This is a genomic window from Dyadobacter sp. CY327 (genome assembly GCF_021390415.1).
GTDB classification, from domain to species: domain Bacteria; phylum Bacteroidota; class Bacteroidia; order Cytophagales; family Spirosomataceae; genus Dyadobacter; species Dyadobacter chenhuakuii.
Genome location: NZ_JAJUXJ010000009.1, coordinates 45,984 through 60,212 on the forward strand (window position 1 = coordinate 45,984; position 14,229 = coordinate 60,212).

The window sequence follows — 14,229 nt, forward strand, 5'->3', positions numbered from 1 at the left end:
ATTATATGAAAGATCATTCCGCGTCTTTTTTCCTGTTCAATTTCCAGGCAGTAAAACCTAAATAAACCATGCTGCCTCTGGCTCCGCCTTTTTTCAATAACCCGTTAACATTACTGAACCCTAAGAAAACAGGCCCGAAATGCCCCACAGCGCCAATAGACGGCCTATTATTTCCCTTAATAAAGGAAATGGGGAAAGAAAAATCAGAATCTTCATCCTCGAATCTGGGTGTGATTGTAAATGATTCGAGCTGGTAAGTATCCAGATATTCGCCGCTTCTGCGCTTGTATGGTTTTGTTTTGGATAAATTCAGAAAAAAACCTTTTACTAACTGAATATCTGCTTCTAAATGAAGCGCTTGCGGAAGCTGAATGTTTCGTTGGAATGTCGTGTCGCGTTCGGATGGGAAAAGCGTCATGAAACCCTCCGGACCTTCGTCGCTTACATTCTCCAATTCTTTTTGGCCTACAACAGCCTCAGTTTCACGTCCCGAACTCACTTTGCTGCGGTTGGTTTTATAACGTATGGAGCCCACATCCGTCAATGATCCCGAAAGTCTTACCAGATATTCCGGGCTTTCGTCAAACACTTCTTTTGATTTATTCCAATACGCCCCAAGCTCATAAGAAAAGCCCAGATCATAACCCCATCCCGAGCCATATTGGTCCGAATTGAAAAGATTTGAAATGCGCATTTTCTTGTTAGGATTGCTGTAACCGCTTTCATAGGCGAAATTTTGGATAACCAGCTCGCTCGTCTCATCCGCGCCGGCCAGCGGGCGAATGCTGTAACGATCGGCCGAGCCATTCAAATAGCCGATCCTGGCTCCGAAAACACGTTTTCCGGTTACACCGATGCGAAGTTTGTGCGCGTCAAGATCCAGTAATTGCACGCCATAGGAAACACTTACATCCGAAAAGCTTTGCTGAACCAGATTAAAATCACCCCACGGCTGGTCGGTTGGCGGTGTGCTGCCCGTGTCTAGCCGGTGAAAATATAACGTCTGGATCGGGTCGGGCAGGTTTTTGCCTTGTACAAATCCCCTCGTCCTGAATTGTAGTGCGAGCCCCTGATATTTGCCAATGGCGATCATTGCGGAAGGCCAGCGGATTTCACTGAATGTATAAATCGGGTCATCATTGAGCAGGGAACCGGTTGTCCGGGAGCGGCCGTATAATTCTTTCGTCGAATGTGGAATCAGCAACGGATATAGCAGGGAATTTTCACCAACAAAATTGAAATACCGGTAATTGATGCTTCCTCCTAATGTTCCAATGTTGATCTGCCATTTGTGTTTGGGCCCGCCCAGGACTGCGGGATTGCGCGTAGCCCTGTACAAGCCTCCGTAATTGCTTAGTTCAAGACCTGGAATTTGCTGAGCGTAAACCGCTTGTGATAGAATGCAAAGGAATAGTGCGAAGGTAAGGACTGATTTTTTCAATGTTGAGTTTTGTTAGTCAAGGATAGCTTCCCGGCATCATCATACCGGATCGTTTCCTCTTTGATCAATTGTTGTAATGTCTGTAAAAAATCCTTTTCAGGAATGTCTTCAAATGCTATGCCCAGCTCATTGGGCGTTACCGGGCCATTTTGTGCCAAAAAATTGGTTACCGTAGTTTCCAGTCCGGGGTTTTGAGCCAGTTCGTTTTTCTTGTTTTGAATGCAAATGTCACAAACTCCACATGCTTCCGCATCAAATTCATTGAAATATTCTAATAAGAGCAAAGTCCGGCAAATGCGGGTGTGGGATGCATAATGTGCCACAGCACGCGCTTTTTGAATGTCCCGCTCTTTTTTCTTATTTATTTCAAAAACGTTAAGCGGTAATAATGTTGCATCATACCGGGGCGTCAGGAAAGTGAGTTGCGGTTTGCTTTTCCGGGGTTCATAGTCGATGATTTCCCGTTCGTGCATGAATTTCAATTTCTTCACAACCTCATTTTCCGGCGCGAAATAAACCTGGCCCAGCTCGTTTTCAGAGATCCGCACATATTCCGTAAACAGTTCCCCGCCATACATCCTCAGAATTACCTTGATAAACGAATCCATTTCCTGGTAACGTATCTGAAAATCGTATAATTGGCGATTATCAACGAGAAAATGAATTTTTGACGCGTCATTAAAACTTTCGCTCAGTTGCAGGAAACCTTCTTCTTCGAGCAGTTTTAAAGCGTAATGCGTTTCATTTACGGCAAGGCCAAAAATTCCGGTAAACTCCTGTATATCAAAATCAAAACTGGCAAATTCACCTCCGCCAACTGCAAGTTTGTAATAATTGGCAAGTGCCTGGTAAACCCTTTTCAGGACTTCTATCGGTGGGTATTTCCTTTCTACACTTTCAGAAAGCTCTTCCAGGTCGATCTTCGTAAACAATGCAACAGCGTAAGCTTTTTGTTCGTCGCGGCCAGCACGCCCAGCTTCCTGATAATAGGCTTCGAGGTTATCCGGCAGATCAAAATGAACCACTGCACGCACATCCGGCTTGTCAATGCCCATCCCGAATGCATTGGTGGCAACCACAACTCTGACCTGGTTTTTGATCCAAGCCGTCTGGCGGTCGCTTCGCTCGCGGAAGGGCAGTCCTGCGTGGTAATTCTGTGCGCTGATGCCTTGTCTGTTAAGCCAATCGGCCAGTTCCTTCGTGCGCTTTCGTGTCCGCACGTATACGATGGCTGTTCCGGCTACGTTTTTCAGGATTTGCAGCAGCTTGCGCTCTTTATTGTCCTCGGAAAATGCTGAGTAAGAGAGGTTTGCCCGGGCGAAAGATTGTTTGAAAACCCGCGCATTGCGCATTTCAAGTTTTTCAAGAATGTCGGCCCTTACTTCTTCGGTCGCAGTTGCAGTAAGCGCCATTAGAGGAACATCCTGACGTTTTCCAGCGGGCGATGGAACTCCGGCGATTATTTTCCGGAAATCTGAAATTAAAAGGTAGGCCGGCCGGAAGTCATAGCCCCAGGCAGAAATGCAATGCGCCTCATCAATTGCAAGCAGGCAAACATCCATTTGTTTCACCCGGGCAACCATAATGTCGGTCCGTAACCTTTCGGGAGAGACGTATAAAAATTTTGTATTACCGTGTATGCAATTGTCGAGCGTTATATCGATCTCATTCTTGCTCATGCCGGAATGTATTGCAGCCGCAGAAATGGACCGGCGTTTCAACTGCTCTACCTGATCTTTCATCAATGCGATCAGCGGTGTAACCACAATGCAAACGCCTTCCATTGCAAGCACGGGCACCTGAAAACACACAGACTTGCCGCCGCCTGTCGGGAGCAGAACCAGCGTATCGATGCCATTAAGAACTGTTTTGATCGCATCCTCCTGAAAAGGGCGGAAGGTGTCGTAACCCCAGTATTGCTTCAGGATAGCGTGAAGATCCGTCATGAGGGGTCTTGTCCTAGTGCGTAATGAATAAAATACAAAGTAAGGTCATAATGTTCGTTTTAGTAAAGAATTGCGCAATTGCATACGATAAAATTGTAAATTCCATTCAAATTCGCACATCATCCATAATTCCAGGTTACATTTCCATGCGCACGCTTATCTTCTTTGTTAGTGTTTTAATGCTTTCAGGTTGCTCGGTATCTCATTATTTAAAACGGGAATTAAAAAATTCCCCGGTCCTCAGTCAGCAGCATACGGGCGTCTCAATCCAAAAGCTCGGAGAGAAAAAAGAACTCGCGGCTTACCAGAGCAACAAATATTACAATCCGGCATCCAACACCAAATTATTCAGCTACTATTCAGGCTTGTGTGCCCTTGGCGATTCGATTCCAGGCCTGGAATATCTGGAATGGGGCGAGTTACTCCTTATCCGCGGCACAGGCGATCCCTCACTTTTACATCCGGATTTACCAAAGAGCAAGGTTTTTGAATTTTTGAAAAACCGAAAAGAAGCGATCTTTTTCACGCCATATAATTTTGAAAACAAGCGCTACGGCTCGGGCTGGGCGTGGAGCGATTACAACGATTACTATCAGCCGGAAATTTCGCCTTTGCCGGTTTATGGCAACATTGCGCGCTTTTCTGCGAATATGGCAGCCAGCAGTGCTGCCAAGGAAGACGAATCGAACGATGCGGTTCCCGGCGCTCCGGAAAAGGCTTCCAGGAGCTTTCGGGTTTCTCCCGCATTCTGGGATAAAGCAATGGTTCTGGATACAGCGGCTTCCGGCATTGAGCGCGACGAAATGCAGAATTTGTTCCGTCATTCCAAACTGGGTGTGCCTCAGGGCCTTATCCAGGATGTTCCGGTGCGGATGACCGACGCGATCACGGTTCAGTTGCTGAGCGATACATTGAAAAAGGAGATCAAACTGATCAACATTCCACTGGAAATCGAGCTGCAAAAGGTGAACAGCATTCCTTCCGATTCACTTTATAAAAGAATGATGCAGGTGAGCGATAACATGCTGGCAGAGCAACTGATGCTCCTTTACGCATCAGCAAACGGCCTTCCGCTCAATACGGAAAAGGCCATAGCACACGCCATTGAGCACCATATGAGTGATTTACCGGATAAGTTGGTCTGGAAGGATGGCTCAGGATTAAGCCGTTATAACCTTTTTACACCGAGAACTATTTCTGCCTTGCTTCAAAAAATCCATCAGAAAGTGCCGCAGGAAAAGCTGTTTCAAATCCTGCCGTCGGGTGGCAGATCGGGAACATTGAGCAACCAGTTCAAAGGGGAGAAACCATTTGTTTTTGCCAAAACCGGAAGTTTTAGTAATAATTACAACATTAGCGGTTACCTGATCACCAAGAAGGGCAAAACAATGGTTTTCAGCTTCATGAATAACAATTTCACACGCCCCGGCAGCGAAGTCAGGAAGGAAGTAGAGCGCATACTGACTGGCTTACATGAGAAATTTTAAGGGCTAATCAATCTCATTCCAGGTCTTACCAGTGCAGTATATCTTATTTTGTCCGTTTTTCCGGATCATTAAAAAGATCGAATAATTTCCTGGTTCAATGGTTGCCCTGTGAAAATTGGCGAAAGCACCTTTATTGAAATACATTCCCCGGCGGATGGTCGTTCTCAATGGCACCGCAGATTGATTGGGCGGCGTGGTATAAACGTGGTCTTTTGATTTCAAAATCACGTAAGCGCCATCTGTATAATCTTTCACGGGTTTGAAAAAATCCTGTTCAAAATTAATTGCCAGATAATCACCGGATTGGGTGATCAAATCAGGCGTATATATGCTGTCACAAGCCATTCCGGCGAGATCTGCCTTTGGATTCCAGCCTTCTGCGAGCGGGTCCGTGGAATTGTAGTATGCTCTGATTTTCTCAAAATGCTTTTGATCCATTGAAAACATGCGGATACCGAGCCAATCGGCATTATAACGTGCATTGAATTCCTGGGTGACGGCCGAACGGCGGTAATTAACAGCTTCTGCAAAGTTGCCATGGAGTATCACCATGTTTAACACAATGGCCGATATCAGGAAAACAGGCGATAAGCGCAGCCTCGTATGATGGCTTTTCAAGCTCAGAAAGGCAAAGTACAACGCAATGCAGCACATGGTGGAATACATCCGGTAACGACCTTTGAACATGCCCGCAAACGTATCCGTAGGAATGCGTTTATAGGTTAACGCAAGCGTGGTAATGCCGATGAAAATAAGGATAGCGAGCGCAAATATGGCTGTGCGGTTGGTATATTTTGATTTCAGCCAGGCAGCATGCCAAAGGGGTAGAATTTGTTTTTGATATAAAAAAATGAATGCGATCACCAGCAACATTCCGAATGCGGAGGCGATATACATGGCTGATAACGGAATGCTGTAAGCGCTTACAGTTGCAATGGAACCAATAAAGCCGAACAATCCGAAAAAGCCTTCTTTGACTTGTTGCGGATCGGAAAAGCTAAGGTTTTGGGTGATGGGCGTAAAGTCGAGGAAGTAAATGAGCGCTACAAACGCGGTAAAAAGCACGGTTGTGAAAAACTGGTTCCGGCGCCCTGTAATCAGGAACATGAGCGCGATAACAGGAAAAACCATCAAGCCATTACCATAGGTAAAAGTGGCAGCAACGGCGAAAATTAAGCTGACAAAAACCCTTTTGGGATGATAGGCAGCAAAATAAAGTGCTGACAGCACAAATAGGATCACGCCGAAGTTGCACAGCGAGCTAACGCCCCAAAAAATGTTTTCGTAGGATTGAATGTTAAACCAAAGCCACATGACCGGCACAAAATACCAGATCGACAGGTGCAGCTTTTGAAATGCCTTATAAAAAATAAATGCGCACAATCCCCAGCAAATGTTGGCCACGATCATCAGCCAGACGAGGTTAACGCGGCCAAAAATGTCGTAAAACAGAAGGATTACCGACCGGGAAAAAACGAGGCGGTGCTCAGGAAATAATGTGGTCAGCAACTGCCAGCGCTCAGGCCATGTCGCTCTTTCGAACTCAGGAATAATGCCGAAAACAAGGATATCGTCAAAGGCTACGTAATTGACATTCAGTGCAATAGATTGGAAAACCCAGATATAAATGATAATGGGGGCAATACACAGCAAAAATGCCAGCCAGATCTTATTCCGGATAAAGCCTAGGAGAGTCAAAAACATATTTCAATTCATTCATGCCGCAAAATCCGGCATGCTAATTAAGCAGGTGATTGAGGATTTTCAACCATTCGGGGCTTTAATTTTCCGTTTCCTCTTCTGTTGAGGCACGCGGATCCTTGGTATAATCGTAAAGAAGTTTGCCCTTTTCATCCCATTCCCGCAGCACAAATGGCTCAAATTCTTCATCCCAGCCCGACTTCGGATATTGAATTTCCTTCTTGCGCTGGCGTTTGAACTGATAGTATTCTACCCAGCGACCAATCTTCGCGCCGCCATCGTATTTGCCGCTCACTGCCAGCTGACCTTCCTTATAAAATTGTAAATACTCGCCCTCAACCTGTCCGAACATGACGGGTAACACCTCTTTAATCTGGCTGTGGGCCGAGTCATAGTAAGTGATCTGCGATTCGGCAGGGAAGCCGCGCTCCCAGACAGACTTGTCAATCAGATTAAACTTTGTATCGTACTTCACCCATCGGCCATCTTTCACACCCATGTAGTAAAAACCTTCCTCGATCAGGTTTTCGCCGCTGTATTTCTTGTAAGAGCCGTGAAGCGGCAATGCTTGGTTCTTATCCTTAATGAGCGCAGAGCTTAATTTCTTGCCTTTCTTGTCATACCAACGCGTGTTGGCGCCCATGACATACTGGTTCAGGGGTTTGTATTCCTTCAAAACATGAAAATATTCAACCGTTGCGCGGTCGCCACTTCCGTATTTGACAGACATGCTTTGCATAGGAATGCCTTCATACTGCACCTTGGCAAGTTTTGCTTTTTCCTTTTTGCTTTTGCGGTCTTTTTTCTGGCTTTTGTATTCTTTAACCTTCAACCCGAGATCCGGAATCGTCTCGCCAAACAATGTAGACAGACTTGTAGGTTTTCCATTCACACCTGGCACAGACGTGCCCATTACAGGATCCAGGCCGGAAACAAAGGATTTGAGTCCCTTGGAGCGGTTAACCGTATCTTTCTTGACCGTTTCTTTTGGAAGCCAGGCGGGCGTTTCTGTCTGCTGCTCCAATTGCCCCGATGCCGTTTCTGCCATTATAAGAGCGAAAAAGCACCATAAAAGAATGATTCTTTGCATGTATATTGAATTTTTCTTCAGAGCAAGATTGTTACTTTTGTAACGAATTGATTATTTCTATATTGATTATCAACGCACAAATTTAAAAAAAACGCAGTGGAAAAAAGCGCTAAAATTTATATCGCCGGACATCGTGGAATGGTTGGCTCTGCCATTCATCGGAAATTAGTGAAAGAAGGGTTTGATAATTTCCTGCTTAAGACCTCTTCTGAGCTGGATCTGCGTGATCAAAGTGCAGTCAGAAACTTTTTTGAGACCGAGCGGCCGGAGTATATTTTTTTAGCAGCAGCGAAAGTAGGCGGGATTATGGCCAATAACATTTACAGGGCCGAATTCTTGCACGATAATTTATTGATACAGAACAATGTCATCGACAGCGCTTATCGTACAGATGCCAAAAAGCTGATGTTCCTAGGTTCCAGCTGCATTTATCCGAAACTGGCTCCGCAACCGCTTCATGAAGACTCTTTGCTGACAGGACTTTTAGAGCCAACCAATGAGCCTTATGCAATTGCGAAGATTGCCGGAATAAAAATGTGTGAAGCATACCGCGCACAATACGGCTGCAATTTCATCTCTGTCATGCCGACAAACCTTTACGGCCCCAACGATAATTACGATCTGAACAATTCGCACGTGCTTCCTGCCATGATCCGCAAATTCCATGAGGCGAAGGAAGAAAATAAGCCATTTGTTGAGCTATGGGGCACAGGATCTCCGTTAAGGGAGTTTCTGCACGCTGATGACCTTGCAGATGCGTGTTATTTCCTGATGCAAAACTACGATGAGCCCGGTTTCCTGAATGTTGGAGTGGGTGCAGATGTGTCCATCAAAACGCTTGCCGAAATGATCCAGCGTGTAACTGGTTATACCGGAGAAATTCATTGGAACACCGACAAACCCGACGGAACGCCGCGTAAACTAATGGATGTGAGCAAGCTGCACGCGCTTGGCTGGAAACACCGCGTGGAATTGGAGGATGGAATAGCGGTTACTTATCAAGATTTTCTGCAAAAGATCGAAACTTACGCAGTGTAAACCAATTGCATACGAAAAGTTACAATTGGTAAAAGCCTAATATTTCAAAACTAAATTCTGTTTTTGCCTACGATAATTCTATTTTTTGACAAATTTTCAGTATATAATTGTAAGATTCTTCGGGAAACTAATTAGTTTTGCAGCGTCCTAAAAAAGGGGCAATATAAAACCTTAGTCATAGAGAAATGTCGGCCATTATTAAGTTAGACCAGATAGACCGTAAAGTACTGGAGATCTTACAAACGAACGCAAAAATAACTAACGCGCAACTGTCCAAGGAAATAGGCCTATCGCCTGCACCTACTTTGGAGCGTGTCAAAAAATTAGAGCAATCAGGAATTATCAAAAGCTATCATGCGCAACTGGAGCCGGAGAAAGTAGGCTTGGGCGTTAGCACATTTGTACAAATTTCCCTGGTTGGACACAGGAAGGCGGTAACAGAGTCTTTTGTCGAAAAGATACATGCAATTCCCGAAGTTATTGAATGTCACCATATTACCGGAACAGGAGATTTTCTTCTTCGTGTGATTTCAAAGGACATCAGCACATATCAGAAGTTGATGCTTGAAAAAATAAATGAGATTGAAGAAGTTGCCAGCACACAAACGATGGTTATTCTTTCGACATTTAAAGAAAGCAAAGTATTGCCGATCCCTTGATGGATTCTATAAAGTCACCAAATAAAAAACGCCAGATTTTAAAGTCTGGCGTTTTTTATTTGATATATAAATGAGTTTTACTGGTGTTGCTCACGCAGCAGATCATTCACCGTTTTTACCGGATTAAATGTAATTAAGGGCACTTCCACGAACAATGTGTTCCAATCTGCCATAGCGCCGTTCCATAATCCTGGCAATTCCTGCGCTTTCAGCTCCTTACCATCTTTCGATTTTCCGGTAATGAAGCCCGTTAAGGGATCACGGAATTTTTTCAGATCATACAATTCGCCTTTGCTATTCTTCACCGCGCACACGAGATCCACTGGATTAAAGTGCGTTGAATTCTTGAAAATGCTGTTTTGCGATTCATCATCCACATCCACTTGCGCCGATTCTACAATCTGCAATGAGGACGAACCGTCCGCATTCTCAGCCCAAAACGGACCGCCGCCCGGTTCTCCCAGATTTTTCACCATTCCGCAAGCGCGCAAGGGCCTGTCCAATTTTTTCTGAAAATAAATGGCTTTCTGATCATCCGACCATGAATCGAAGTCAGCCGGAGGCACTACGCAAAGTTCTGTCTTGAAAAAACCGTCCAATTCGCTTAGTAATGCTGGGTTAGCCTGGTCTTTCAGTTTTTCAAGATAAGAGAAAATCCTTTTTTGGTAACTTAAGACAATGCCGGCCAGCGCTTTCTTATAAGTAATGGTGTCCTGTTTGATTCTGTCAGGAACCACATTATCAATGTTTTTGATAAAAATAATGTCCGCATCCAGCTGTCCAAGATTATCCAGCAATGCGCCGTGACCTGCCGGGCGGAATAATAGACTGTCGTCCTTTTCACGGAAAGGCGTGTTGTCCAGGTTAACCGCAATGGTATCCGTTGAGCTTTGCTGTTCGGAGAACGAAACAATGTAACGTACGCCAAACTCACTCTGGTAAGTTGGCAATACTTCTACCACCAGTTTTTCAAACTTGTCACGGTGTTCCGGCGAAACCGTAAAATGGATCTGGACATTGCTTCCGGCGTTGGCGTATTTCGCACCTTCTACCAAATGTTCTTCCAATGGTGTCCTGGAACGCTCTTCGTAATTATGGAATTTCAGCAAACCTTTTGGCAGCTCACCATAACCTAATCCCTTGTTAGTCAGGAAGTAAGATGCAATCGTTTTTTCATCCGCCGTCTCAATGTCGTTTCCGTCGGCAGCGAGGGAGGTTTTCAGATCCTCATAGAATGCAAAGTCTTTTAGTTTGCCAAAAAACTCTTCAACAGATTTGTCTTTTTTATCATCCTGCAAAAACCCGAAAAGGGATTTGAACATTCTCGTAGCAGCACCGGAGGCAGGAACAAACTTCAAGAGTGCAATTTCGCCCTCAGAAGCACTTTTATCAAATTCACTGATTACGGTCGCAATTTGGTCGTCGGTGAGGCGAATGATGCCATCGCCGACGGTGGCAGCTTTTGAAAGTTGGAGGAAGGGGAATCCGTTTACAAAATAATTGACTTGTTCTTCTACTGTGGCAATATCGCTTCCGCGTTCTTGTATTTGTATAATGTCTTTTTCAATAAACATATTCATGTTGTTTAATGGTGAAGTTTTAGGGTGTTTAAGTTTAAAGAAGTGTAGCAGGGACCGTTAAAACATTAAAGCTGCCGACAAACGTACTATAATCATGCTAAGCGAATTATTTCAGAATACGGAGCTTGGCGAAGCTCAGCAGCAAAGTTTTCTCTCCGACAAGTTTAAAATTAACGGTTGCCTTGCGGTCGGTGCCATTCACGTCCATCCTCGTTACTTCTCCGAAACCAAACTTCAAATGTTCCACTTTGTCTCCTTCTTTGAGATCAAATGTGTCGGTGGGCACGAAATCTTCGGACGGCGTATGTGAAACTGTCGTGCTGGATGGAGTCGGAGCAGGTTTCCTTTGGGTTAAATTCCTTGCAAAGGACGTTACAGGACTCACGCTATCCCGCGTAGGCGCTCCGTGAAGCATGTTGGAAACATTCAGGAAATGCGGATCGACTTCCAGTAGGAAACGGCTTGGTTCGCACATTTTCAATCTTCCCCATTGGTAACGGCTTTCGGCGTAAGAGAAGGAAAGCTTTTTTTCGGCGCGGGTAATGGCCACATAAAACAATCTTCGTTCTTCTTCCAGGTCCTGACGGCTTTCCAGCATCATCTGGCTTGGGAAAAGGTCTTCTTCCAAGCCCACAATAAATACATTCCGGAATTCCAGGCCTTTCGCAGAGTGAATGGTCATCATCGTAACCCGGTCGTTATCATTATTATCATCCGGTTCGTCGGCGTTCGTCAATAGAGAAACGGATTGAAGGAATGCACTTAATGTTTTGTCTTCTGTTTCTTCATTATCTACAAATTCCTTGATCCCGTTCAACAACTCCTGAACGTTTTCGTAGCGCGAAAGCCCTTCTACCGTTTTGTCTTCATATAATTCCCGCAAGATCCCCGAAACCTTGGCAATGTGCGCCGACACCTCGTAAGCATCTTTGCCTTCTTCGACCATAATTTTAAAGCTTTTGATCAAAGTAGCAAACTGCTCGATCGGCGTTATGGTCCTTCCACTGGCATATTTGCCGATGTTAGCAACCACTTCCCAGATCGGAATACCGTTTTCGGAGGCTGCAACCGCGATTTTTGCCACTGTGCCATCGCCTATGCCTCTTTTAGGAAGGTTAATGATGCGTTTAAATGCTTCTTCATCGCGCTGGTTCACAGTAAAACGCAGGTAAGCAAGCAAGTCCTTGATCTCTTTTCTTTGATAAAAAGATTGTCCGCCAATAATCCGGTATTTTATTCCAAGCTTACGGAGCGCTTCTTCAAAAGACCTGGATTGCGCATTGGTCCTATATAGGATAGCAAAATTCTCATTTCGCAGCGCCTTCGACATTTTTTCCTCAAAGATCGCCGTAGCCACCAGGCGTCCCTCTTCATTATCAGATCCAGCTTTGATGACATCTATTAATGAACCTTCCTCATTATCCGTAAATGTCCTTTTTTCCAGCTGCGCTTTGTTGCGGGCAATAACAGAGTTGGCAGCATTCACGATCGTGCTCGTTGAGCGGTAATTCTGTTCCAGCTTGATGACCCTTACGTCCGGAAAGTCCTTTTCAAAATTCAGAATGTTCTCAATATTGGCGCCGCGGAATGCATAAATGCTTTGCGCATCGTCACCTACCACCACGATGTTCCTGTGAACAGCCGAAAGTTTCCGGGTAATTAGATACTGCGAAACGTTCGTATCCTGGAACTCATCCACCATCACGTGCTGGAATTTGTGCTGGTACTTATATAGTACATCGGGAAAATCGCGAAAAAGAACATTGGTATTAAAAAGCAGATCATCAAAGTCCATCGCATTCGCCTGAAAACAGCGCATGACATATGTTTTATACAACCTGCCGATCTCCTTCATCTTCGCAGCGTCATCGTCCGCCTGAATAGCCGGATTGGCCAGATAATCATCCGCAGAAACCAGTCTGTTTTTAGCTCCGGAAATCCGGTTAAAGACAACATTGGCCTTATACACTTTATCGTCGAGGTTGTATTCCTTTATAATGCTCCGCAAAAGCGACTTGGAATCATCTGTGTCGTAGATGGAAAAGTCACTTGTATAACCCAGGTAACGCGCCTCTATCCGGAGTATTTTTGCAAAAACAGAGTGAAATGTGCCCATCCAGATGTTTCTTGCCTCTGTTCCAACTGCACCTTCGATCCGGTGACGCATTTCTCCCGAAGCCTTATTGGTAAAGGTCAGGGAAAGAATGCGGAATGGATCAACGCCGTTTTCGATCAGATGCGCAATACGATAAGTAAGGACCCTCGTTTTCCCCGAACCCGCACCCGCTATGATCATTAAAGGTCCATCACCATGCAAAACGGCCTCGCGTTGAGGTTCGTTAAGCGTTGACAAATATTCGTTATGATTCAAAATATTATGCTTATCCAATTTATCAATCTAATTACAGCAAAAACCAAAGTTAGGAAAAACCATCAAAAGCATTCTTCCAATGTTTGTTTCGGACGCCCGAAAAAGGGCTTTCTAAAATTGTATTGTATACTGAGAACGTCAAAGTAGATTTGACGGTTTATTTCTGACAGACAATTGTAACATTATATATGAATATCGAAGATCAGCCTCTGGAAATGCAATGGGAACATTTGCTGGACCAGCTTGAACAATTAATAGGAAAGAAGCCGGGGGATCTCAATGGCGTTTTGTTTTTGATAGGGGTTCAGGAATTGGGAATGGGTGCAAAAAGGTTTACGAAAGAACAAAAGCAGGATCTGATGCATATAGGAATATGTAAAGTGCTAAGCTTATCGTCCTACTACACATTAGAGCATATAGATAAGGAAGGCTGGCCGCATTACAAGTTGGAGCGCGCGCTGCCTGTGGGTGATATTCTGAAGCAGGAAGCGCTTTTGAAAATGCATGTTATTGAGTATTTCAAAAATATTTAAAAAAACTTTTAAGCGGTCAGTTCTGATTATGAAGCGGTTAGAAGAATTCGCAAAAAAAGTTGATAAATATTTGTGCCTAGTGCTTGCGTATTAAAAATAAAGCCTGCACTTTTGCACTCCCAATCGGGAACAACGGTAGCGCAGACGGCGAAACCACTAGTTCTGAAAGATTCAGAGCAACGTTCTTTGACATGATGAAGAGAGCAAAAAGAAAGTTCGTTTAAGAAGATTCGATCCTCTTTTTCGGAAGAGAGATCACAACAAAATTTACAATGGAGAGTTTGATCCTGGCTCAGGATGAACGCTAGCGGCAGGCTTAATACATGCAAGGCGAGGGGGCAGCAATGTCACCGTCGTACGGGTGCGTAACGCGTATGCAACCT

At 44.7% G+C, this 14,229-nt stretch carries 10 protein-coding genes and 1 rRNA gene; 5 read left to right on the forward strand and 6 right to left on the reverse strand.

Annotation, left to right across the window (positions count from 1 at the left end):
* Window positions 1-13 precede the first annotated feature (13 nt).
* Window positions 14-1,441, reverse strand: coding sequence for a DUF5723 family protein (locus LZG74_RS25305; RefSeq protein ID WP_233799244.1), 1,428 nt, complete (start codon window positions 1,439-1,441; stop codon window positions 14-16).
* A complete protein-coding gene (locus LZG74_RS25310) occupies window positions 1,438-3,387 on the reverse strand; it encodes an ATP-dependent DNA helicase RecQ (protein ID WP_233799245.1) in 1,950 nt (649 codons plus the stop codon). Before LZG74_RS25310 ends, LZG74_RS25305 begins: the two co-directional genes overlap by 4 nt.
* 146 nt (window positions 3,388-3,533) lie before the next feature.
* Here LZG74_RS25310 and LZG74_RS25315 point away from each other — a divergent pair, with 146 nt between their 5' ends.
* Window positions 3,534-4,874, forward strand: coding sequence for a D-alanyl-D-alanine carboxypeptidase/D-alanyl-D-alanine-endopeptidase (locus LZG74_RS25315; RefSeq protein WP_233799246.1), 1,341 nt, complete (start codon window positions 3,534-3,536; stop codon window positions 4,872-4,874).
* Between the two features lie 3 nt (window positions 4,875-4,877).
* Here the strand turns inward: LZG74_RS25315 and LZG74_RS25320 are convergent, their stop codons facing one another.
* Window positions 4,878-6,578, reverse strand: a complete 1,701-nt coding sequence (locus tag LZG74_RS25320; protein WP_233799247.1) for a hypothetical protein — start codon at window positions 6,576-6,578, stop codon at window positions 4,878-4,880.
* A gap of 76 nt (window positions 6,579-6,654) precedes the next feature.
* Entirely contained in the window at window positions 6,655-7,623 is a 969-nt protein-coding gene (locus LZG74_RS25325; RefSeq protein ID WP_233799248.1) for a toxin-antitoxin system YwqK family antitoxin, read from the reverse strand.
* Window positions 7,624-7,761: 138 nt separating this feature from the next.
* On the opposite strand from LZG74_RS25325, the gene LZG74_RS25330 reads away from it, so the two are divergent.
* Both LZG74_RS25330 and LZG74_RS25335 read left to right on the forward strand, forming a co-directional pair.
* Window positions 7,762-8,703 (forward strand): GDP-L-fucose synthase, encoded by a 942-nt coding sequence (locus LZG74_RS25330; RefSeq protein WP_256565286.1) that lies wholly within the window; start codon window positions 7,762-7,764, stop codon window positions 8,701-8,703.
* 185 nt (window positions 8,704-8,888) lie between these two features.
* Complete coding sequence (locus tag LZG74_RS25335; RefSeq protein ID WP_015813234.1) at window positions 8,889-9,362, forward strand: Lrp/AsnC family transcriptional regulator; 474 nt, start codon at window positions 8,889-8,891, stop codon at window positions 9,360-9,362.
* A 77-nt stretch (window positions 9,363-9,439) separates the two neighbouring features.
* On the opposite strand, the gene LZG74_RS25340 is transcribed toward LZG74_RS25335, so the two are convergent.
* Both LZG74_RS25340 and LZG74_RS25345 read right to left on the reverse strand, forming a co-directional pair.
* On the reverse strand, window positions 9,440-10,936 hold the full coding sequence (locus LZG74_RS25340) for a DUF4301 family protein (protein ID WP_233799249.1): 1,497 nt from the start codon (window positions 10,934-10,936) through the stop codon (window positions 9,440-9,442).
* A 112-nt stretch (window positions 10,937-11,048) separates the two neighbouring features.
* Entirely contained in the window at window positions 11,049-13,313 is a 2,265-nt protein-coding gene (locus LZG74_RS25345) for an ATP-dependent helicase (RefSeq protein WP_233799250.1), read from the reverse strand.
* A 188-nt stretch (window positions 13,314-13,501) separates the two neighbouring features.
* On the opposite strand from LZG74_RS25345, the gene LZG74_RS25350 reads away from it, so the two are divergent.
* Both LZG74_RS25350 and LZG74_RS25355 read left to right on the forward strand, forming a co-directional pair.
* Window positions 13,502-13,846 (forward strand): hypothetical protein, encoded by a 345-nt coding sequence (locus LZG74_RS25350; protein WP_233799251.1) that lies wholly within the window; start codon window positions 13,502-13,504, stop codon window positions 13,844-13,846.
* 269 nt (window positions 13,847-14,115) lie between these two features.
* Window positions 14,116-14,229, forward strand: a 16S ribosomal RNA gene (locus LZG74_RS25355); the annotation flags it as partial.

What these genes read in the sequence shown, in the direction of transcription:
- LZG74_RS25325 (WP_233799248.1), bottom strand. Translation starts at nt 7,623, where the DNA reads ATGGCAGAAACGGCATCGGGGCAATTGGAGCAGCAGACAGAAACGCCC.
- LZG74_RS25335 (WP_015813234.1), top strand. Translation starts at nt 8,889, where the DNA reads ATGTCGGCCATTATTAAGTTAGACCAGATAGACCGTAAAGTACTGGAG.
- LZG74_RS25310 (WP_233799245.1), bottom strand. Translation starts at nt 3,387, where the DNA reads ATGACGGATCTTCACGCTATCCTGAAGCAATACTGGGGTTACGACACC.
- LZG74_RS25315 (WP_233799246.1), top strand. Translation starts at nt 3,534, where the DNA reads ATGCGCACGCTTATCTTCTTTGTTAGTGTTTTAATGCTTTCAGGTTGC.
- LZG74_RS25350 (WP_233799251.1), top strand. Translation starts at nt 13,502, where the DNA reads ATGAATATCGAAGATCAGCCTCTGGAAATGCAATGGGAACATTTGCTG.
- LZG74_RS25320 (WP_233799247.1), bottom strand. Translation starts at nt 6,578, where the DNA reads ATGTTTTTGACTCTCCTAGGCTTTATCCGGAATAAGATCTGGCTGGCA.
- LZG74_RS25340 (WP_233799249.1), bottom strand. Translation starts at nt 10,936, where the DNA reads ATGTTTATTGAAAAAGACATTATACAAATACAAGAACGCGGAAGCGAT.